This window comes from Butyrivibrio sp. INlla16, from assembly GCF_900104155.1.
Taxonomy (GTDB): domain Bacteria; phylum Bacillota; class Clostridia; order Lachnospirales; family Lachnospiraceae; genus Butyrivibrio.
Genome location: NZ_FMYB01000001.1, coordinates 190,591 through 213,131, shown reverse-complemented (window position 1 = coordinate 213,131; position 22,541 = coordinate 190,591). Strand labels below are relative to the sequence as shown.

The window sequence follows — 22,541 nt, the reverse complement described above, 5'->3', positions numbered from 1 at the left end:
ATGTGTGTAAGGCTTATTGAATTTAATAAACAAGAGAGCTAGAGATCTGCTATTTTCTGTTTTGGAAATCAAACGATGAGGAAAAATATTCTTCATCGTTTTTTTTGTAACCTTTTCTTTGGGTCAATTGTAATATTAGTATAAGGCCTTAAAAGAAGGAGCATTAAATGAAACTACCTGTACAGGAACTGATGAATATGTACAAGAACAATGTGTATGCGGTGGCATTCAATATTTGTAAAAATGCCAGTGACGCAGAAGACGTTGTTCAGGATACTTTTCTTCAATATTACATGACACATAAAAACTTTGATAATGAACAGCATATACGCGCATGGCTACTCAGAGTGGCAATTAATAAAGCCAAAAATATTCAGTCCTCTTTCTGGCATAGGAATGGAATGCCTTTGGATAATTATATTGAGACATTATCATTTGAAACACCGGAAACTAAGGAATTATTTGAAGAGGTTATGAAGCTGCCCGAAAAATATAGAGTTGTAGTTCATCTCTTTTACTACGAAGACTACAGCATCAAAGAGATAGCCAAGATACTCAGAACCACAGAAAGCAATATAAAGGTCAGATTATCACGCGGACGTGCAAAACTAAAAGACGCACTTAAGGAGGGCTGGGAAGATGAGCAATAGAGAACAGTACAAGAAAGCATTTTCGGTTTTACAGACCTCCAGTGACTTTACTTTGGATGATGAAAAAATGGCAATATTAAAGAAAAAAGCAATGTTAAGAACTTTCGCTGCTGCAGTTGCGGCCTGCTTCGTAATTGTTGGTGGTTCCGGAACGGCTTATGCTGCAAATGTTGGTGGAATCCAAAGAACAATTCAGTTATGGATGCATGGCGACCAGACTGATGTAACCATTGACTTTGATGGATTAGGTAATTATACCATGGAATATACCGACACAGATGGAAGTGTAAGAGAAGCTGGCGGAGGAGGTGTTGCCATCGAGGCTGATGGCACAGAGAGAGCCCTGACAGAGGATGAATTGATACTGCATCTTTCCAGAGAAGTAGATGTAAGTTATAACGATGATGGCAAGATAATGCTATATTTTCAGGAGCAGGCTGTTGATATAACTGATAAATTTGAAAATGATACCTGTTATGTTTTCCTTAATGGAACCGAAATAAGCCTTTATGTAACAGTACTTAAAGAGAAAGACGGAGCTTTTCACATCGCTTCAAGCCCTAATAGATACCTGCAATTCAAAGAAACTGAGCCTGGCATATATACATCATATTGATTGAATTGTTACTGAAATCGTAATCTGAGGGTAGGAGTTATTTTAGAAGGTATATTAGTCTTTGGTAAAGAGACTGACCATTCATTACAAAAAAGTGTCCATTCATGACATGAATATTTCTGTAATGATTGCTGTGATGTTATGATGAATATAGGATTATGTCGAAAATGCTTACATGGATGTCCGTGCTAAGCATTTTTGCGTTTGCAGGGGAAACAGTATAAGAGGCAAGGGCTCATGGGAAAGTATTGTTTTGCAGTATGTGATGACGAAAAGGCTGTAAGGGATTTACTACATGTATGGCTGTCTGACAGTTCATATAAAGCAGATATAAGAGAATATGTTTCCGGGGAAGAACTGATAAAAGATATAGATGCCGGAATAAAGATTGATGTCCTTTTCCTTGATATTGCCATGGACGGGAATGACGGCATAGAGACGGCAAGAGAGCTTGGCTGCCGCATAGAGCATAATGGGAAAAGCATGCGTGCCTCAAGGCCGCTGATCATATATGTGACCGGTATTCCTGACAGAATGGGTGATGCCTTTGGAGTCAAGGCTTATGGATATCTTTTGAAACCGGTAGATCGGTTTTCTTTTGATGGCGAACTTCACAGGGCAATTGAAGAGCTGAAAAAGTTAGATGCTCAGCTTGTGTGTGAGACAACATACGAGAAGTCAGAGGATAATTTTATAGCGCTTCAATCCGGTAAAGGTTTGATAAACTTAAATCTTAAGGATGTTCTGTACATTGAAAGCTCAGGAAGAAAAGCCGTAGTGCATTTGCCAGATCAGAACTATGAAATCTACAAGCCTATGTCCGAATTTGAATGCGAACTCGGCAAAAACTATTTCAGGATTCATAGAGGTTATATTGTCAACATGAAGCATGTAAAAGGGTATTCAAAATCCGAAGCCAAGATTGATAATGGTGAATCACTGATCATCTCAAAATATAAATATGCAGATTTCATCAAGGCGTACTTGGATTTTATATCATGACTCGTATGTTTAACGCAGGTGCAGACAATTAATAATTTGAACATGGGGGCTTTATGACGGAGCAGATGTTTCGAATTGTAGAAGAATGCTATGGGATTATGATTATTCTTGTCCGAGGCATTCTTCTTGGATTTCTTATCAATGCTTTTATAAGTGATGATGTCATGGACAGGGCAAAAAAGATAGTGATTTCGGTAGTTATTACTGCCGAAGGGGCAACTCTTTTTGTGGTGCCTTTTTCAACCAGAGGTGCCTGGACCATTATAAGTCTGTTGACGATACTGGCTGTATTCTATTTCTATGATAAAAGGATTTTGCCGCATATCGTGTTCGTCTATTTCCTATGGCAGAACATGTTTTTTGTATGGTACATCATGAATATTGTCCTGTCTGATTACATATCCATATGGTTCACACAGAACATAGACTATTCACAGGGTGATGCGCTTGCTGTATTTTATGGCAGGATGATGGTTCAGATGGCACTGGAGATAGTGTTCCTGGCAGCGGCTTTCATCGCTATCTATTTCTGCATTGAAAAGATATGCGTGCACAAGCGGGACATGTCCTGGACTGAGGCACTTTATCTTTCAATATATTCCGGGGTGTCCTATGTTATTGCCTACCTCATTGCAGAGGTCATGGTGGTTCCGCTGGAAAAGGAAGTATTTATTCTCTTGGATGAAAAGAAGAACCTTAAGCTTGTACTACCAATCCTGGCTATTCTCATATTCATTGGAGAGATGTCCGCTATCGCAACATGGCAGCGGTACAGAAGACTAAAGGAAGAGGAATTGTTGCTACAGGAACAGGTCCGTGAGCAGGAGTTTCTTCGGAAAAAGATTGAATACACAGAAAAGCACCATGATCAGATCAGAACACTGCGCCATGATATGGCTGGAAAGCTGATGATACTGAAAAGCTTTATTGAAAACAACCGGTATCAGGATGCCTCGCAGTTCCTTAGTGAAATGGATATAGAACTTAATGCCGGCGGTGTTAAGTATTCTACCGGGAATCCTGTTACTGATGTTGTCATAAATGAGGCGGCATCTCAGGCGGAAAAACTTGGATGCTCCTTTGATTGCGATTTTTCTTTTCCTGTGGAAAAGAATATCAGCGCCATGGATATGGCTATTGTGCTCAATAATCTTCTGGATAATGCATTGGAAGCAGTGGTGGTCATTCCGGAAGAAGACCGCTTCATAAAGATATCAGGCACTTCAAAAGATAACTTTTATCTGGTAAAAACAGAAAACTCATATGATGGAAAGGTTATCAGAGGGGCTGATAACAGCATTGTAAGCAAAAAGAAAGATGCTTCGAAGTCTGACAAGCATGGAATTGGATTAAAGAGTGTTATGCAGATTTCTGACAAGTACCTTGGAGTCATGGACGTGAAGACGGAAAATAAGGTCTTTGAAGTGAAAGTAATGCTCCAAAACACAGGAAACTGACTATTCATTACATAAACATGTCCGTTCATTACATACCTATTTAAACGCCTCCTTTTGTAGACGATACTTGAAATAGATAAAGTGATCGTCCTTAAGAGGAGGTGTTTTTTTATGAACTTTGGACAAAACTATTTTGATGTCCTGACAAGCAGGATAGGCGGAGCCTCCAACATTTGGAACAGACAGGGAACGTCGCATGTGAATAACAGGAGCAGGACTACAGGAACCCGTGGAACATCCAGATCTTCTGGTATCGGTGGCAATAACAGCTATTTTGGCCTTAGTGCCAACACCATAAAGGCTATGAACAATGCTTATAATGCCACTAACAACAGGTCTTACATGGCAGATGCGAATGTCGCTGATGGCGCTGTGAAGGTTGAAAATGCCGGACGTAAACTTTCCTACGGTGAGATGTATGAGGAGAAGAACACTGATCAGCTCCTTAAGACCGTAAAGAATTTTGTAGAAGGTTACAACGAAGTCAGCACAAATGCTAGAAATACTACGAGTACAACTGTCAGAAACAGAGCAGGCTGGATGAGGGAAGATGCTCTTAACAATGTATCAGATCTCAGAAAGATTGGTATCGGCTATGACAGTAAGACCGGTGAACTCTCTGTGGATGAGGATGTTTTCAAGGGAGCAACCAAAGATGATATAAAGAAAGCGTTTGCAGGAGCAGGATCCTTTGGACAGAGAATGCGTAACAATGCTTCCCTGACATCCCAGGCAGCGGTTACAGCAAGCAGATTTTCGGTAACTACCGGTATATATGGTTCAAATGGACGATATGGAACAAACAATCTGCTTGGCGGATATGGTGGATACGGATCTTTCCTTTCATCCATGTTCTCCAGATGGTTCTAAGGTAGCACTTTCAGTAACTATATCTGTTTACACAAATACGAGGACAATGACATATGAAGATAGCTAATAGTGATGTGTGCTCTAATGCAAACTACAGCTATCAAAAGGATTTGAAGACAGGCGGCGCAGGGACAGGCGGATTTTTTGCTGGGATTGTAGAAAAGCACGTAGAAAAAGAAAAGACTGATTATAAAGCCTCCGGCAAGGTACAAACCGAAGACGGAAGGGACATTAAGGTTGACGTTGATGTAAGCATGGCCCGTCAGAAAGAACATGAAACCTTTATACCAATGTCATCTCCACTGGACAACCTGTTTGACCCTCTTATCATCAATTATAATGCGCAGACTTCCGGGCTCAGCGATAAGAAATTTAAGTTTGATCTGGATGCCGATGGCAAGGAGGATGAAATCTCCATGACAAAGGCAGGAAGCGGATTCCTTGCCCTTGATAAAAACGATGATGGAAAGATTAATGACGGCACAGAGCTCTTTGGTGTAAAGAGCGGTGACGGCTTCAAGGACCTTGCCGAATACGATACTGATGGTAACGGCTGGATTGATGAAAACGATGAGGTTTTTGACAAGCTCAAAGTCTGGAGCAAGACAGACGATGGAGAAGATGAGATGAAGAGCCTGAAAGAAGCGGGAGTAGGTGCAATTTTCCTGGGATCCGAAGATACGGAGTTTACCCTTGATGGCGAGGACGGCGTTCTGGATGGAAAGGTGCGAAAAACAGGTATATTTCTAAAAGAAGATGGCACTGCTGGAACAATCCAGCACGTTGATCTTGCCATCAAAGGCCGCGAATCAGAACTTATGAGTGCAGCAGAGAAACTGGATGAAGTTTTGGAAAAAATGCGTAGCGAGAACTCCCAGAGGAGCAGGCGCAATAACAACAATGACAATGCAAGGCGCCGGGCTCAGAGAGCAGCGAGACAGAAGAAGCAGCTTGAGGACTATCAGAAGAGGCAGGATCTCAATAAAGAATTGACTGAAAAAGCCATAGAGCATAGGAAAATGCTATATGGAATATAAGAGCCATGAACCTTCAGGGACATTCCGGATTGGAGTGTCCCTATTTTTGTCCTTCCACCGTCGTTTTACGCCATTTTACCGTCGTTTAATGCAGCCATATTTTATTTCAATGCGAATATCCGATATCATAATTATATGAATAGAAAGAAGGTGTTCCTATGAACATTTTAATTTGTGATGATGATAAAAAGGATTTAACGAAGCTTCGGGATATGATTGAAAAATATGATAAAGAAAAACGTATCGGTATGTCTATTAGTGAGTGCGGCTCAGGAGAAGAACTGCTAAAAGCTATATCTAAAAATGCTGACATAGATGCAATTTTCCTTGACATAAACATGGATGACATGGATGGTCTTACTGTTGCCAAAAATATCCGCGAAGAGAATGAAGATGTTCCTATCGTTCTTGTTACGGCCTATATGAATTATGCTCTTGATGGTTATAAAGTAAGGGCGAGCCGTTTCCTCATAAAGGATGATCTGGACAAAACTTTTTCAGAATGCATGGACGATCTATGCCATGAGAAAAAACGAAAATCTAACAAAATACTATTCTCTTGTGTGGGCGGTGAAGTATGCCTGCAAGCATCAGATATTCTGTTGATTGAAACCGCAGGGCATAAAAATACTATTAGATTGAAAAATGAGTCATATCAGATATACAAGAAGCTTGATGACATGGAGGAACAGCTTAAAAGTCATGGCTTTCTAAGGGTGCATAACAGCTTCCTTGTAAATATGGATCATATCCGTAATATCAACAACTATGTCCTCACTATGGATGATGGGAGGCAGTTGCCAATCCCTAGAGCCAGATATAAAGAGGTGCGAAGGATATTTGCACTGTTTGCAGGTGAAAAAATATGATGGCATGGATAGTTTTCTTTGCAGAGGGAATAATTGAGACGGCATTAAGTATATATTTTTATGATTCATTTCTTGAATGCAAATGGAATTTGAGGGGAAAGATTATATGCAGTATGGGACTTTATGCTGCTTGTATAGCAGAAGCATTGTTTGTTGAAGCTTTATCAAGTGAGTTTTACCCTCTGAAAATACTGATGCTGGTATTGGTGAATATCATTTATATTATAGTGTGCTATAAAGCATCTGCTTTTATTGGGATTTTCTTTGCGGGTTCAAAAGTTCTAATGCTGATTTTGTTTGAATCCACCATTGTTGGAATAAGTCAGGTCGCTTTTGGGGATAAAGAATTAGCGCGTTTCTTATTATTGATACCGTTTGCCTTGCTTTTCTGCACTACTTTTATTCTTAGAAAGCAGCTTACATATTTAAAACATTTACTGAAGCATTCATCTAACAAGATTTATAATTTCATTTGGATCCCGTTTTCAAGTGTTATTGCAGGCTTTTACTTTGCGACACTATTTGTGAGTGGTGCTATGGGGGCCTTCGAAATATTTGTATCAATATTACTGATTGTAGTTAATATTGCAGCTCTTTTCATCTTACAGGAATTATTGAAAAAGGATGAAGAAATACGCTTGTCTGCTGTACAGATAGAGCGCAAGCAGAACCAGCTTCAGGCTTTCAGGGATATGCAGTCACTATATGAGCGCCAAGGGAAAAAGCTTCATGATTATAAAAAGCAGCTTGCAACCATACAGGAACTATTAGCCAGTGGTGACGTGGAATCCGCTACAGATTATGTGGAGAAGTTAACCAAAAGTATATCTGTGGAGATATCTGAGGTAAATGTAGGACATCCAGTTATAAATGCTGTTTTGAATCAGCAGTATCGTATAGCCAAGGAAAAGGGAATTGGAATGACATTTGCTGTCAGTGATCTTCATGATATAAGGATTTCTGATGAGGATATTGTTATTCTTTTGGGAAATCTCATTGAGAATGCGATACATGAGTGTGAAAAAGTGATGCTTTCTGGGGAGAGTGCATCTATACAGGTAAAATTTGTTGAAAAGGACGATAATCTAATCCTTATGATAAAGAATCCTGTGGTGCAGAAAGTCACGATTTTAGATAACAAGGTGCAGACCGATTCTGATGAGAGCAATGGTATAGGACTCTCTAATGTGGAAGGAGTTACGGCAAAATACGATGGAAGTTTTGCCATTGCATGTACTGAAGAAGAATTTAGTGCAGTCGTAATGATATAGATATTGATTACTAATCTATGTCTATTTATGTCATTTTAACGTCTATTCATGCAACAGAGGTTATTGTTTCTTATTCTGATGACGAAAAGAGATATAGAAAACTATTCTTATCGGAAAAATTGAATATTTTCATGAAATGGATGTCGGCGTCATTTACAAGGAGGTAAACGATTATGGCTGGAATCAATGGTATTTCTGCTTATCAGCAGACAGAGAATACATGGAACTCAGCAAAAACTCAAAGTGATAAATCTCAGATTACGTCTAAAACAGCCCCGGCAGCTGCTGCAAAAGATAGCAAAGCAGCTCCGATCGAAACAAAAAACTGGTCTCCAATAGACAATAAGAGCTCTCTTGTTCCCAGATCAGCAGAATATGGCAGCACGATTGGTGATGTGCAGCTTTCTGCCAAGGCAAAAGACTATCTTGGAAAGTTGAAATCAAAGTTCCATAACATGGAGTTTATCACTGTCAGCAATGATATGAAGGCGCAGGTTCAGCAGAATGCTGCGTCCTATGGCAATGCCAATAAGATGGTTGTGCTCATAGATGAAGAAAAGCTTGAGCGTATGGCCACAGATGAATCCTTCAGGAAGAAGTATGAGGGCATTATTGCCATGTCTCAGGCAAAAATGACACAGGCAAAGATGGGCTTATCAAGTAGCGGTGCTAATGTAAAGAATTTCGGCATATCTGTTGATTCCAATGGGAAAGAGAGCTTTTTTGCCACTGTAGGTAAGTCTTCAGATCTGCAAAAGAAACGAACAGAGAAGAAAGCTGCGGAGAAGAAAACACAGAAGCTTCAGGAAAAAAAGAAAGCCGATAAAAAAGCCCGAGAGGAACGCCTGCAGAAGGTAAAAGACAAAAAGACGGATAATGCTGATACTGACAAGAAGGGCGATAAAACAATAGAGGATAATTATGATGAGGACTACGTAATTCTCGAAGCGGAGTCTATGGATTAGCTTCTGTCTAAGGCTCAGAGATATTCATATAATAGCGCGGCTGACAGAGTTATGACCTATTCAGAACGGATGGTTGGAACTAAGGTTGATTACAAGGGATAAGGAGTTGATCACATGAGTATTTCAGGTGTGGATTATACAGGCTACCTGCACACATACGAAGCATATAGGATTCCTAAGGGGACTACTGTGAAAAACTCTGAAGGTGAAGACGTTATACTTTCCAAAGAAGAAGACCAGCTTGTTTTAACAGAGGAATCCAGTCGCCAGCTTGTGAAAGACCGCAAAGACTATGGTGACATGCTGAAGACACAGGCAGAAATGGCTGCTGAAAAAACACAATCTGCTGCTACGGAAAAATACATAAAAGATCAGGCTAAAGCGTTGGCTGTTTACAGAGCCTTGGCTAATGGTGACAACGTTCCGGCATCAGATGAGAGCAGATTGATGGATTATGATAAGAAGCTGTATCAGGCAGCCAAAATGGCACAGGCCATGGCTCAGATGCAAAAGAAAAAAGCGGAGTCAAAAGAATCCCAATGGGATCAGCGAGAAGAAGAAGCTCATAACAAGAAAATGGAAAAACTCTGTGAAGAATCAAATGAGGCTGCGCTGGCCATCGGCACCGAATATCACAAGTTTTATGAGGCACAGCTCCAAAATGTCGTGGAAATAGACTCCAGTGGGGTGGATCTATCATCACTCAAGACTTGTAATTTAGGGGGAATAACTGGTGAATATATAGATCTTTCGCTGTAGATTGCAAATCTGTGTCTATTAATGCCGGTTTCACGTCTATTCATGCAAACCATGTAGAATTAGGTTCATATACAAAGTAAAATAAAAATAACAGAATTGCCGGATATCAGCGGAAGGAAAAGCTTCATGGATATTCGGCATTTGTTATAAATGCTAAAAACTAGCTGGAGGTGTTCCTTATGAAAAAGAAAACAATAGTTATTTGCGGAATAACACTTGCAATCATTACTGTTGTTATTGGGGGAATACTTGTATCTTCTTCAAAGACAACAGCCTCAACATCATCAAGTGATTTATTCGAAGAGGATATTTATTATGTTAAGGATACTCTTTCAGGAGAACAAGAGAAAACAGCTTCACAGGATTATTTACCAGCAGAAGATATTACAGCAACAGAAGCTCCAGATGAGGTTGCCCACACATTTGAGCCTGCTATGAAAACGCACGATGATAATAATATTGAAAATGACTATAGCCGAGTAATTGATAGGATACTCAACCAATACAATTCTGAACCGGTTGCTTGGAATAATACTATTGATTGGAAAGAGGATGCAGATGTTCTCGTAAAAATGGCTGAAGAGAACAAAGGTAGATATAAGGCATATGGAGTTATAAGCAAAGAAGCGGGGGCATATGGGATAGTACTGATTGATAATGTTGATTTTACAGAGTTTCATACGAACTATGTTTATGAAAAATGGTTTTATACAGGCAGTTCTTCAGGAGAGCCAGAATTGAAATGGGATAAAAGCAGGTTATATTTTACATATCCGGTTCCTTCAGGAGAAAGCTATATAATGAAGACCGTGGAAATTGATTGTGGGAACGATTCCGGGCATATGGAATTTTGTATAGATGGGTAATAAGGAACGTTTTGATGGATGGACCAGTTTCATTTTTCTTCAAAAACAAAGAAGTGCAGTGGCATTGTAAGCATGTTCAAAATCTTACCATGCTGTTTTATGAGAACCTGCCGCATGAATATCAAAATGTGGTGAATCCAGTTGGACTGGAGTATGCTGCCTTTTTGCATGACATAGGGAAACTGGAAATTTCCGAGTCTATATTGAATAAGCCTGGCAAGCTTGATGATGAGGAATGGAAAATAATGCGTACTCATCCGGAGCTTGGTGTAAAAATAATAGAATCGCTTGGTTTATTTGATGGGATTACAGACTGGGTTTTATATCATCATGAGAGAATTGATGGAAAAGGTTATTATAAGCTAAAGGGGCCCGATATTCCTCTTGCTTCAAGGATAATTGCTATCACTGACACTTATTCAGCAATAACGATGAAACGACCTTATGAAGATGCAAAAACTCATGAGGAAGCTTTCAGAATTATCAGAGAAGTTGCTGGCACACAGCTTGATAAAGAATTAGTGGATATATTTACATCCATTTCCAAGACAGTACTGGAGAAATGTCAGCCATGTACATGAGATGAGGTCTATTCATGTCATTTTAACGTCTATTCATGCCACAAATATTAAGATGACTTATGCCTTTACCGATATTTATATCAGCAAAGGATTTGCCGGATATCAATGGATTGAACAATCTGATGATATTCGGCTTTTTATGTGATATGAAGGAGTGATGGCTATGAATATAGGTGCTGTAAGTAACGCCTATTCCTATCAGGGAATAGGTAGCGAAGGAACTAAGAATAAAAACAATAATGTAGCCGGTGATTTTAAAAATACTCTTGATAACGGATATACGGTTACAGAATCTTCCGGTCTTACTCTTCACTATAAAAAGGTGGCAGAAGATGGTTCAAGATGTCTGAGCTCGTGGGTCGATGCGCGTTCTGGAATAAACACTGCCGTATATAAGCCTGCAGATTTTGACGAAAACGATCCGGAGTACAGGGTTGAAATATGGGATAAGAACGGGAATAAGACTGAGCAGATGGTGAAAATTTCTGAAGTTGATCCTACCAATGCAACTTCCGCAGAAATGCATGCTTATTCGTCATATCTGTCAGACTCAGGAAAGTGCAAAAGTGCAGTTGACAGTTTCCTCATGTCCAAGAACAGAATCTATGATAAGACCCCAGACTATGATGGCCTTGAAAAAGCTAACTTCATGGATTTGGCACGCGATATGATGCAGATGCAGTACACAGTTGGAAATATGCAGGGTTACCTTAAGTTCAAGGCATTCTATGATGCGCTGTTAGATAGCAGAAATGCTTTTGGGATGAGCATGAAATCATATGCATTCGTATGAAATTGTAGTAGCTGATGCAAAAAAGATGTGCTGAAAGGTTCATGATATGAGTATTGGGTTGATAAAAGGTGATTTTGCGCTATCTTCAATGGCATATTTTAATGACGTAACATCGGTTGATGGTCATGAAACAGATCAGGATAAATCTTCTTTTAAAGATAAATTGTTGGAAAAGCAGGAGTGCCTGAATGATACTGATAAAAAATTGGAAATTGTTAATTCCAATGATGATGTAGTAAATAAGGAAATGCCGGAGCAAGGAGTGCCTGATCATCGTTGGCACGATGGGAATTTTGGGTATACAGCATATGTGTATAAAAATGAAGGAACTGAATCGGAGTATACAGTGAAGCTGAGGTATGACAATGGAAGAATAGAGGAAAGAACCGTTAATGCAGATATGATTGATGCGGCATCATGTAATATTACAGATCTTTCTGTAAAGCTGTATCATCTTGAGGACCAAGGAAAAATAGAAAACGCAGGAGTGCAGATCATTCAGGCACAAATTTATATGAGATACAACTTGCCGGAAGCTGATGATCATACTGTAATCGACTTTAGAAGCAGGTATGAACGGCTGCTGATGCTGGAGATAAAAAACAATGGATCTCCGAAGTATATAAAAGACCTTATGGATATTCTCAAATGGATTTAGCAAAAACTGCTAATCATGCCATTATAACGTCTATTCATGACAGCCATATTAAGCAGAACACATTAAAACCGATATTAATAGTGATGGAACAGCCAGATATCAAAGGATTGATCAGCCTGGGGATATTCGGCATTTTTATACCGGAAATAAAGGAGGTGCATAATCCATGCAGGTTAATTCGCAGTATTTAAGCTATGTTAGCACTTTCTCGGGAGTCCGAACCGGCATCAAATCATCTCCGGCAGATGAATGTGATAATTCCGGAACAAGCTCTTTTGCAAACAAGCTATCTGAAAAGAGCAGGATCTATGAGCCGGAAACTGAAAACAACAGAAAAACCGAGGAGACCGCTATAAATCCAGAAGAGACTGCTACATCAGGCGAGCCTACATATCACTGGTATGACGGGCAATATGGCTACCATGCCTATGTCTACAGAAATGATGGTTCAGGTTCCGAGTATACCGTGAAGCTGCAGTATAACGATGGGAGATGTGAGGAACGCCTAGTAGATGTAGACAGCGTGGATGGCTCCAATTGCAATTTTATTGATCTTTCAGTAAGAATGCACCACCTGAAGGATGAGGGGAAGCTTGATCAGAAGGATGTGATGATGAACCTTGTATCAGCACATTACAAGATGGAGTACAGTATGCCTGATGCAGATATGAATACTAACATAAACTTCAGAAGTTGGTATGAGCAACAGCTAAAGCTCAATATGAACAATACCATGTCACCCAGAGGAGTCCAGGGACTTCTCGACATATTAAAGTGGCTGTAGTTGTTAAAGAATTATGTGAAAGAAGGTGGCGCCAAAGACAAAATGATGTATCTGAAGGTTATTTGCCCACTCGGTCCTTTCCGGAGAGTGGCGCGGCTCTGAATGACGGACGAGCCGCAGAAAGGAACACTTATGTCAAATACAATTACAAACGGAAACTATTATTACTCGCAGAGTGCATTTGTGCAGAGTGCCCACTATTATTCAAACCAGACCATCGGAAATAGTGATTTCCAGAGTGCTGTTCTTGAAAAAGACGAGGATTCACCAGAGGTTGTAGATACCCTGGAAAAAGAGGAAGAACCCAAAAAGAAGGGCTACACAAGGGTGATCACAGCGAATGTGTGGAACTCGGGTTATACCGCAACACAGCTTTCCGATGGTAAAACAGCATATTCATATCAGGGTGTAATGCAGAAGTTTGAAATTCGGATTGATGTGGATGGTGACAGCAGAAAGTATACTGCAACCGGAACTGATGAGAATGGCAAGGAGTTCTCAAAGGAAATCGATCCATATAACGTTGATCCGACCGACTCTGATTTTACTGAATTTGCGGCACTTTGCTCATATATCCGCGATACAGAAGGTATTGCTGATGAAGCCATGCAGGCAGTGGATGATGTGGCTCCTGTTGATATATTTGAGAAAAAGAATTACCTGTCTGAGCTTAACGGTTCCATAAACAACTTCCAGATGATGGGCGTAAGCACTCTTGGAGCTGAGCAGCTTCTTTCCCACATAAACAGGCTGATGGAAGTCATGATGACATCAGGTGTTGGCACAGGCATTTCTCCTGAGCCAGTAGAGAATGCAACAACATTTGCAGGAGCCAAAGTCTGGGGAGATACCGGAAGCTTTGGTACTTTTTCAGGATTCCGGTTCCAGGCAATAAGTTATTTTGGCAGCCGGGAAATAGGCGGCGCTGAAACAGCTGATGCCACAAAACCTGTAGAAGTGAGCGATAAGGAAGACGAACAGAAAGAGATAGTTACTCCCTTAAGTGGAATGGGCACACTTCCTGTCGGAAATATGACTTATGTGATGACTGCATCAGAAGTATTCAAGCCCGGCTCAGATGATGCTATTGTCCGGGTGCATGTCGGTGACCAGGACATTGACGTAAATATAAATGAAGTTGATCCTAAGCATGCATCGGCAGTAGAGATGTTCGCTTACTGCCAATATGCAGATGCCCATGACACAGGAACGGGATATGCTTTTGGCAGTTACAGCGTGCTTAAAAACGTTACAGATCCTTTGAGAAAGACAGAGTATGCTTCACTGGATGAGGCTATCTCCAAAAAGAGTAACTGGAGCGATACAATTTCTGGTTCCAAAGCTTCCTTTACAAAAGAACAGACAAAAGAAAAATTTGACTCATCCGTACTTCTGAAAATGCTGGAAGAAACCGCTAATCTCTTTGCAACCAAGGGTGGAGACAAGGATTTGGGAGATCTTACAGATGAAGAGTGGGAAAAGCTCCTTGGCGATACTGATAAAGCTGTCAATGAAGCAAAAGAAACAGCACCGGCAGATAATACATATGCAAAAGAGGAGTATAGATATGAAGTATCAGTTTATGCTTCATCAGTTTCCGGTGCTGCAGATACTTCCGACCAGAGAAAGTCCGAGCTTGGTCTGATTTCCATGGATGCTAACGGAGTACGCTATTCCAATAGTGAAACTAATGGGATTGATTGGGAGATTGAATTCCAAAACGATGAAGATTATGAGCGCGCCCAACTTATCATGGAGTGGGTAGCTCAGAACAATATCAGTTCAGAGTTTATAGCTGATAAAGATAAGTGGTCAGGCTACATGTCGGGTAAAATCAGCGAAGCATCCTTCAAGGATTGGATACAGAACGGTTCTGTAGATGAATCAGAAGAGATGAAAGAAGAAACCGAGGCTGAACGCATGAAGCGTCTTATTCAGGAAAACTGGGAAAACGGTAAGATACAAAAAGCCATGGACGGATATGAGTTCATGAAGATGCAGGGTGAACTTATCGAGCGGAATATTGAGAAGCTCAGGAAGAATCAGAAAACCACCCGAGAAAGACTTCTTGAGCAGGATCCCAATGCAGCCAGCAAATGGTATATGTATGATGGCGGAAGTAAACGCTATTCCTTTGATGAGTTTTGCAAGTTTATGGACGCTAAAGATGCAGAGCTGCGCGCCAATGCCCCGGAGTTCAAGAACCCGTATCTTGAAATGGCAAACGACATCCTGAATCGGAGGAAGAAGGAAGCATAACACGCAATTTTCATGTACCTCAAGAATAGGAGGCGGTATTAGTGAGAGTGCAAAGGCAGTCAAATATGAATATAGCCCAGCTTCTCTTGACTGGCGGAAGAGGAGCAGGAGAATATAAATCCAATAAAATTGGGAATAGAGGACGCCGTGATGAATATGTGCACGGAATAATATCGCCTACTATTACTTATTCAAAGAATAATAGTAGAACAATCGGCATATCAAAATCTGTGATGGATGCAATAAACTTTGGTTATACAAACATTCATAAGGACCATGGCGAAACAGTAAACTCCATCAAGGTAAACGGAAAAGAATACTCAAAGAAAAGTCTTCCGACAGTTGATGAAGCCTGGTGCTCTACGATACAGGCCAAAGATAATGTTGTCCACTTTGATAATGAAAAATATTACAAATATACAGATAAAGATGGCTGCCTGCATACCTTTTCATGTGACCATGACAGGCTTACGCAACCCTATTCGGATCTGATATCCGGACGGCAAAACAGTAAAAGCTATGAAATAACGAAGTTTTGGAACATGCTCTCGCAGGATGGAACATATTTAGGTTTATACTATAGTGCTACTGAACAGAAACAGTTTCTAAATGATGCCGGAATCAAAGAGGGATTCTTTTCTGTGGAAAGTGGTTCAAGGAAGCAGGATTACTTTTATTCCAATGGAAATGCGGGCGTAGCTGTAAGAAAGTTTGAGTATGATGCGGTATATGACATGTATACCAACAGGGGCAGCGCCTTGTTTAATAAATATGAAGTGGGATCTGTCTTTAAAATTGGTGGCAAGGAATATACTTTAAATGAGGATCGGAAGCTTGATATACCATATGGAGAAGATATTTTTGATATCCAGTTTCCACAGATGAAATCAGATGTTTAAAGCAATAATTGAAAAACATTATAGTCCATACAAGCAAGGAGCAAACCATGATACAACATACAGGTCTGACAGATACATATGAACTTAGCTATTATCAGAGGAATAGCCGTGAAACGATCTCCCTTCGAAAAGGTGACAATGATAATCTGATAAAGATAAATGCTGATGGTACAGAATCTGCGTTAGACAGATATGAAGGTCCGGCAATATCTACAGCTCCAATTCCGTGCGAGAACTACAATGATCTAAAAAACAAAGCGGCAGACGCACCGCTCCTTAGTTGGAATAAACTTTTTCATGAGTCTTATGACGTTATGGAAGGATTCTATGCTGGGGAAAAGACGATAGAAGATGTCACTGCTTATATAAAGAAAACATGCAGCTTCAGCACTGCAACGAAGACTGGCATTACAAAGGCATTGTCAACTGTATATGAACATATGTCAAGGGCCAATGCACAAAATGCAGCCGAGAAAAACGCCCGGGAAGCAGAGAAATTATTTACAGAAACTGGTCTAAGGTCGGATGTAGGCGATTACTATGGTAATCTTAAGGGGACGATGTATTATAATGCCGACTATTACTACGCTTACAAAGAGATGCAAACTGTATTCAAGGATACTCTTAATGAACTGGCAGACAGTTATGGTGCATCGAGACCTGATTATGATGCAGTGGATAATAGTAAAACCTTCATTGACGGTGGCATTACCTATAATGGAGTCTGGAATCAGAAAACCATAAACACATACCGCGGTCTGGATGATTCCGGTGTAATAGATAACAGCTTTGTCCCTTCGGGATCCTTCCTTTTCTGTGAAGCAAGGGTTGAACTGAGAGAAAAGAATGACCTTGACACAGTAAAAGCAGCAATTACCAAGTATGTGAATGAAAATATACGCAAAAATACAGGAAATAATCGGTCAAGTCTCGTCATGGAACTCCAGAAAAACAGCCTCTATAATAATGATCTGCGTGAAGGTAAAGGAAGAATACACCAATACCTGGAAGCCAACAATATTCCAATAAAGAATACTGCGGACAGGAATTGGATAATGGATTATTTTGGAATGGTAATGCTATAAAGGCAAGCTTTGTCCATTCATGTCAAAATAACGTCTATTCATGCAGTTGCTGTTGCCTTATGAAGGCTGTTAGCTGACAATAATTATGAGGGAAAACGCACATGTGGGTTCTGTTTTAGCCCATGACATAAGAATAGGATTCATTAAACTGTGCAGGGATTCATGGAAGATGATGTTTGTCATATGGAGTCCCTGCTATTTTATTATTCGGAGGTTCGCTATGAATATTGGCGGTATCGGAAGCGTTGCAAATGCATATCAGTATGCGAATCTGACAAGGTCAAATAAGGTATCCTCACCAGATTTCACAAGCTCCATGCAGGAGGCTACTGCGGAGAATAAAGTTGATGCCTATAAGAACTACTTACAGGACAAATACGGAGTCCCAATTACTGTGACGAGCGTTGGAAAAGATCAGAATAGCATGGATAGATTTGCCGGCGGAACAGCAGGCTCCGGCAATGTTGCCATAGCACCTAATATTTTGAAGCAGATGGCTAATGATCCTGAAAAAGCAGCTTACTATGAAAAGAAAATATCGGATTATTTTAACTATGGGGTACCTCAGACAGATGCATTTATGGCAATGATTGGGCATAGGAAAACATCTGAAGGCTTGGTAATACATGAAGATGGAACCGTAACTCATTATCTGAGTGGTGAAGAATCACCGGAAAAGGTTGCTAAATTCGAAGCGGAACAAAAAGCCAAGAAAGAGAAAAAAGCGAAACAAGCACGTGAGGCACAGGAAAGAGCAAAGGAAGTTGCTGAAGAGAGGCATCGTGTACAAGAGGAAATGTATCATAACCGGTCGATAGAATCAGTTCTTTATGATCAAGTATATAACAGTAGGATGATGGCATATTCGGATTCACAAGAAGGACTGCTATCAGCATATACATTGAGAATGGGACCAATTGTAACGTCGCTGTAGCATTACATAGAGAAAAAACAAGTTGTTAGGGGGCATGGGATTTACGGCAAAACTGCTGCTGGCATACATTTTACTGCTAGCATTGACTGTACCTGCATTTATCAAGAAAAAGAAATTGTTAGCTATGTTGTTCTTGGGCATAATGCTCATGAGGATCATTGCTTTATTCTATTTGCTGATGATATCACCTATGTAAAATAGGATATGAGTGTCGTTTTCTCAGAAGGCTGATAAGTATGGTTGTTGAGCAGATTAAAGCTTACAATACAATAAGCAATATAGAGGCTCCTGATAGTGGTGGGTTGAAGAAGACAGAATTTGGAGCTTTTGCCACTATGCTGGCTGAGCAGCTTGGTAGTTATTGTCCTTTGCAATGCAAAGAAACAGGAAATGTCAAGGTTTCCTTTAAGGTGGGAGAATGCAAAGAATGCAAAGTGACAAGGACCAATTGGGAAAAAGATGATTTTCCTTTTTGGGAATACTTTGATAAAAATACCACTGCTGATAAACTAAATGGGTGGCATGGCTCAGCTTCTGGTCTATCTCAAGCAGAAATACAAGACAGATTAAAGAAAATAGGCTTGGGGGAAATGGTGGTGATAATTCCGGAGAGCCTTAAAGAAAAGATGCAAAAGGATCCATCGTATGATGATGCGATATATAAGAAAATAGCCAAGTGGAAAGAAAACTATGACCTTGCTGATAATGTCATTGCAGCTCAAAATGGCTTTGATGCAGATATTTACCAGATGACCAAAAGCTATTGTATAACATTGGATGAAAACGGGAACGTCGATAAAAATGTTGTTATCAGTGGTGGTGTTGACTGCTGCGGGAACAGTAATTCTAATGAGCAAACAAGCAACAGTGATCCTATAAAATACAAATTAAATTCTTTCAAAAAAATACCAGAAGAAAACATAGAAAAGAACTCAAATAATGGCATGAACCGGCAAAATGAAATTGAATATATGTATCTGGATGCTATGGGTATACTTGCATCTGGCTTGTATCGCAAGCTATAGGGGAATAATGATATGAAAAGAGGGCTTTTGGTTGTTTTGGCAGTGGCAGTTATGAGTATTACTGCATGCTCACACAAGGATATTAGTTATGCGAATTACACATCCAGGGATGAGGATGGCTTAAGGGTCGTTATTACAGGGGACAAAGTTTTTATTCCCCTAGCAGCAGTTGACAATACTGACAGAGGAATACAGATCGGAATAGTTGATGGGGATGTCAAAGATCAGATCTATGAGTATAAAGACCACAATCAGGATGAGTGGATAATTGAATATTATGATTCCGGTGAAATGGATAGTTCAATGCTTTGCAGAGAGCGTAGCGTGGATGATTGGGACGTAGATGTATCTGGGGCTAAATTGGATCAAAGCATGGGTTCCGATCGTTCGCTGTATACTTCCGGGCAGGAGGGTATTGAAAATAATTCCTCAAAAGTGGCTGTATCAGCATTTTATACGCCGGATGAGCTTTTTGAACTTAGTGATGATGACGCAGCAGGTATTCAAGAAGAAATTATCAAGGCCTCCTGGAATGAAGAAGGTACAACGGATGGCCTTAGCGACTGCATTATCCTGATAGAAGATACAAAAATATATTATAATTCTACGGATGGAGTCCTAAATGATGTATCAAACGACAGATATTGTATTGTGGACGACCACACAAAAGAGCTTTTTAATGGTATTTTGAGAACATATATAGAACTGGGAGGATTTGACTGATTTTTGTCTCGTTTCAGAGTTCAGATTTGATGAAAACATAGATTAAATATATCTTGGTGACTATTTATGTCAAAATAACGTCTATTCATGCAGACTGTATTGATTATTGAAAAATGATGTGGTAGAACATATCTGTTGCGTTCTTTTCCGCATCTAATATGAGTAATGTTTATGGGCGAAGAAAAGAAGACACGCTGGGTCAGATGCCCAGAATGTGACAAAAAAACAAGAATAAAAGTTCAAGAAGACACTGTTCTGATAAAGTTTCCGCTGCATTGTCAAAAGTGCAAACGGACAACCCTGATCAATGTCATACATTTTAGGATAGAAAAAAGCTTGGAGCCGGGCACATGAAATATGCATGTGGAGAGTCTGCTTTTCCTTAATTGGAGAAGCAGACTCTTTTTTATTCCTTTATTGCTTTCATCTTCTTTGACTGAACCATTTCTACTATGGAGATAAAGCTTGGTTCCACAAGCTTTGCTTCAGCATTGGACAAATGGTTTAAAAGATAATGAATCAGTCTGTGTAAGTCGGGCTTTTTAGTGATTTTCCCAGGGCAAAATATATCATTAGGGTCTATATTCAAAGCTTCTATAATAGGTCCCATCGTGAAAAGCTCTGGATTTGAAAGAAGATCAGGATTTTCAAGCCTTTTGATCGTGGATACATCAATCCCTGATTTTTCAGATAGTTCTTCTTGTGTCATGTTCTGCTCAGTTCTGTACATTTTCATCACTTTAGCAAAGCGTAGAGCAAGAGCTTTGTTTGATGCGCTATTACGCTTGTTTTTAACATTTTTCATATGCGAATACCTCATGATTATTCTAAAAACAATCATGGAATCATTAAATTGCATAGAAAGGACGCAGTAATTGATTAAGGTGGCATATATACAACCAATGGTGTATGTATGCTCCTAAATAAGCGGATTGACGGCGCTTATATAAGACTAAAAAATTTTTTGAGGAGGAACCAACGGTGGGAACAATAATTATCGCAAGAAAGCAAAAAACTAAGGTGTATTGCCCATTTTGTGGCAGGTATTTTGTCACGCTCGGACATGGGGAAGCTGAGAGTGAATGCAACAGATGTCATAACTATCTGATTGCAATCAATGACGAAAAAGGATTCAGACTTTTTCGAAACCGCAGGTGTACTGTATAGGCACAGATGACCAAAAGGCATACTTAAGTGAATACGGACTGAGCTACCTGTATCAGGCGTTGGATCAGGCATAGAACCGAAAAGTTCGCAGCAGGTAGCAAGAGTTTGCTTAAGCGGCTAGGAACGGCACAGAATCGTTGAAAGGCGGAGCAAAACAGAGAGAAATATCCATTATGGGTATTCTGTTTTGCTACGCTTTTATATTTTGCCCATTTTTAAGGTGCAGATTTGGAATGCAATCAGAGATTTCTCTCTGTTTTCTCTGATTTGGTTTCAGATATGCACCTTTTTGTTTGGGAAGCATTTATAGGCAGATATCCGTGATCCCCGATTTTTGGAACTTATCAACTTTCAAAAATCGGAGGAAACGGAAAATGAATATCGAGAAATTTAATGAAGAATGCAGCGTTGTAAATCTTGGATTTGAGTATCCGGGGATGACTGGAGGAGTTAAGTGGGCTGTGATAACGGATCTGGACAAGTCTGTTCTTGAGGAAAGGTATGGAGATGCCCTGATGCCATATAAGCCCTATGTGATCATGTCAGTAGAACAGGGTCAGGCTTTTCGTGAATATGAGCTCAACGAAAAGAAGCATGACATGAGGCAGCTCCGGCACCATGACTATCAGGGTTATGAAGAAGGAACTACAGAGTATATGCACTCAGTATTTTCATCGGACGAACCAGAAGACATGGTTATCTCCAAAATGGAATATGAGGTGCTTCGGGAAACGATAGATAAGCTTCCTGAGAAGCAGAAGAAGCGTTGCAAGTTATATTTTTACTATGGCTTTAGTGAAGCTGAGATTGCAAGGATTGAAGGGGTGAGCCAAAAGAATATCTCCACTGCTTTATCAGCTGCAATAAAAAATTTGAAAAAAGTTTTGGAAAATAGGGTATAAAATCATTAGTTTCTGTGGGAATAGGTGAGAGGACAAAATTCGTTTTGTCCTACATCTACAACCACATACCCATTCATCAGGCACATTCCTGTTATTCTAGCCCCAAAGGTACGCCTTGCGCGAGATAGCCTCCCTGGAAACCGGCAGCACCGGTCTGGCGATGACAATAACATGGATAATGATACTTCCGCTCAGCCACAACTCATCGTAATGGGAGCGGCCCGGCGAGATCCGCGGGGAGGCAAAAACCTATGGCGCTGTCAGCTGCAGCCACCTGATGACTTCCCACTATCGGGGTGTCGAGGACAAATAGATAAGAATATTTTGGATGATTTCAGGAGCGCTTTCTTTTTTAGAAGGCGCTCTTTT

Annotated in this window: 25 protein-coding genes; 24 read left to right on the top strand and 1 reads right to left on the bottom strand. The window is 40.1% G+C overall.

The window, feature by feature from the left end; all coding sequences use genetic code 11:
* Positions 1-167: 167 nt before the first annotated feature.
* The 22 genes from BLR42_RS00845 to BLR42_RS00735 all read left to right on the top strand — a co-directional run bounded on the left by BLR42_RS00845 (position 168) and on the right by BLR42_RS00735 (position 20,457).
* On the top strand, positions 168-650 hold the full coding sequence (locus BLR42_RS00845; RefSeq protein WP_091865780.1) for an RNA polymerase sigma factor: 483 nt from the start codon (positions 168-170) through the stop codon (positions 648-650).
* A complete protein-coding gene (locus BLR42_RS00840; RefSeq protein WP_091865778.1) occupies positions 640-1,266 on the top strand; it encodes a hypothetical protein in 627 nt (208 codons plus the stop codon). Before BLR42_RS00845 ends, BLR42_RS00840 begins: the two co-directional genes overlap by 11 nt.
* 237 nt (positions 1,267-1,503) lie before the next feature.
* The gene (locus tag BLR42_RS00835) at positions 1,504-2,268 is read left to right on the top strand and encodes a LytR/AlgR family response regulator transcription factor (RefSeq protein ID WP_091865777.1); all 765 of its coding nucleotides are present in this window, start codon (positions 1,504-1,506) and stop codon (positions 2,266-2,268) included.
* A gap of 53 nt (positions 2,269-2,321) precedes the next feature.
* Positions 2,322-3,725: a sensor histidine kinase gene (locus tag BLR42_RS00830; RefSeq protein WP_091865775.1), complete on the top strand. Its 1,404-nt coding sequence runs from the start codon at positions 2,322-2,324 to the stop codon at positions 3,723-3,725.
* 111 nt (positions 3,726-3,836) lie between these two features.
* On the top strand, positions 3,837-4,595 hold the full coding sequence (locus tag BLR42_RS00825) for a hypothetical protein (protein ID WP_091865773.1): 759 nt from the start codon (positions 3,837-3,839) through the stop codon (positions 4,593-4,595).
* A gap of 53 nt (positions 4,596-4,648) precedes the next feature.
* Positions 4,649-5,632 (top strand): hypothetical protein, encoded by a 984-nt coding sequence (locus BLR42_RS00820; RefSeq protein WP_091865771.1) that lies wholly within the window; start codon positions 4,649-4,651, stop codon positions 5,630-5,632.
* A gap of 158 nt (positions 5,633-5,790) precedes the next feature.
* A complete protein-coding gene (locus BLR42_RS00815) occupies positions 5,791-6,501 on the top strand; it encodes a LytR/AlgR family response regulator transcription factor (protein ID WP_091865768.1) in 711 nt (236 codons plus the stop codon).
* Complete coding sequence (locus tag BLR42_RS00810) at positions 6,498-7,772, top strand: sensor histidine kinase (protein ID WP_091865766.1); 1,275 nt, start codon at positions 6,498-6,500, stop codon at positions 7,770-7,772. Before BLR42_RS00815 ends, BLR42_RS00810 begins: the two co-directional genes overlap by 4 nt.
* Positions 7,773-7,945: 173 nt before the next feature.
* Positions 7,946-8,737: a DUF6033 family protein gene (locus BLR42_RS00805; protein ID WP_091865763.1), complete on the top strand. Its 792-nt coding sequence runs from the start codon at positions 7,946-7,948 to the stop codon at positions 8,735-8,737.
* A 114-nt stretch (positions 8,738-8,851) separates the two neighbouring features.
* Complete coding sequence (locus BLR42_RS00800; RefSeq protein WP_091865761.1) at positions 8,852-9,496, top strand: hypothetical protein; 645 nt, start codon at positions 8,852-8,854, stop codon at positions 9,494-9,496.
* 179 nt (positions 9,497-9,675) lie between these two features.
* On the top strand, positions 9,676-10,362 hold the full coding sequence (locus tag BLR42_RS00795) for a hypothetical protein (RefSeq protein WP_091865759.1): 687 nt from the start codon (positions 9,676-9,678) through the stop codon (positions 10,360-10,362).
* Between the two features lie 14 nt (positions 10,363-10,376).
* A complete protein-coding gene (locus BLR42_RS00790) occupies positions 10,377-10,943 on the top strand; it encodes an HD-GYP domain-containing protein (RefSeq protein WP_091865757.1) in 567 nt (188 codons plus the stop codon).
* 163 nt (positions 10,944-11,106) lie between these two features.
* A complete protein-coding gene (locus BLR42_RS00785; RefSeq protein ID WP_091865755.1) occupies positions 11,107-11,736 on the top strand; it encodes a hypothetical protein in 630 nt (209 codons plus the stop codon).
* A 46-nt stretch (positions 11,737-11,782) separates the two neighbouring features.
* Positions 11,783-12,394, top strand: a complete 612-nt coding sequence (locus tag BLR42_RS00780; protein WP_139165078.1) for a hypothetical protein — start codon at positions 11,783-11,785, stop codon at positions 12,392-12,394.
* Positions 12,395-12,560: 166 nt separating this feature from the next.
* Positions 12,561-13,178: a hypothetical protein gene (locus BLR42_RS00770; RefSeq protein ID WP_091865749.1), complete on the top strand. Its 618-nt coding sequence runs from the start codon at positions 12,561-12,563 to the stop codon at positions 13,176-13,178.
* A gap of 132 nt (positions 13,179-13,310) precedes the next feature.
* Positions 13,311-15,437 (top strand): hypothetical protein, encoded by a 2,127-nt coding sequence (locus tag BLR42_RS00765; RefSeq protein ID WP_139165077.1) that lies wholly within the window; start codon positions 13,311-13,313, stop codon positions 15,435-15,437.
* Between the two features lie 41 nt (positions 15,438-15,478).
* Positions 15,479-16,336 (top strand): hypothetical protein, encoded by an 858-nt coding sequence (locus tag BLR42_RS00760; RefSeq protein WP_139165076.1) that lies wholly within the window; start codon positions 15,479-15,481, stop codon positions 16,334-16,336.
* Positions 16,337-16,383: 47 nt separating this feature from the next.
* A complete protein-coding gene (locus tag BLR42_RS00755) occupies positions 16,384-17,421 on the top strand; it encodes a hypothetical protein (protein ID WP_091865743.1) in 1,038 nt (345 codons plus the stop codon).
* Between the two features lie 220 nt (positions 17,422-17,641).
* Entirely contained in the window at positions 17,642-18,355 is a 714-nt protein-coding gene (locus BLR42_RS00750; RefSeq protein ID WP_091865741.1) for a DUF6033 family protein, read from the top strand.
* A gap of 236 nt (positions 18,356-18,591) precedes the next feature.
* Positions 18,592-19,380 carry a DUF6033 family protein gene (locus tag BLR42_RS00745; protein WP_091865739.1) on the top strand — a complete coding sequence of 263 codons (789 nt, stop codon included), beginning with the start codon at positions 18,592-18,594 and terminating at the stop codon, positions 19,378-19,380.
* Positions 19,381-19,392: 12 nt separating this feature from the next.
* A complete protein-coding gene (locus tag BLR42_RS00740) occupies positions 19,393-20,103 on the top strand; it encodes a hypothetical protein (protein ID WP_091865737.1) in 711 nt (236 codons plus the stop codon).
* 171 nt (positions 20,104-20,274) lie between these two features.
* The gene (locus BLR42_RS00735; RefSeq protein WP_091865735.1) at positions 20,275-20,457 is read left to right on the top strand and encodes a cysteine-rich KTR domain-containing protein; all 183 of its coding nucleotides are present in this window, start codon (positions 20,275-20,277) and stop codon (positions 20,455-20,457) included.
* Positions 20,458-20,509: 52 nt separating this feature from the next.
* Here BLR42_RS00735 and BLR42_RS00730 read toward each other — a convergent pair whose 3' ends face one another.
* The gene (locus BLR42_RS00730) at positions 20,510-20,908 is read right to left on the bottom strand and encodes a helix-turn-helix domain-containing protein (RefSeq protein WP_170832581.1); all 399 of its coding nucleotides are present in this window, start codon (positions 20,906-20,908) and stop codon (positions 20,510-20,512) included.
* Between the two features lie 176 nt (positions 20,909-21,084).
* Here BLR42_RS00730 and BLR42_RS00725 point away from each other — a divergent pair, with 176 nt between their 5' ends.
* Positions 21,085-21,270 (top strand): hypothetical protein, encoded by a 186-nt coding sequence (locus BLR42_RS00725; RefSeq protein WP_091865729.1) that lies wholly within the window; start codon positions 21,085-21,087, stop codon positions 21,268-21,270.
* Positions 21,271-21,644: 374 nt separating this feature from the next.
* Complete coding sequence (locus BLR42_RS00720) at positions 21,645-22,172, top strand: sigma-70 family RNA polymerase sigma factor (protein WP_091865726.1); 528 nt, start codon at positions 21,645-21,647, stop codon at positions 22,170-22,172.
* Positions 22,173-22,541 lie beyond the last annotated feature (369 nt).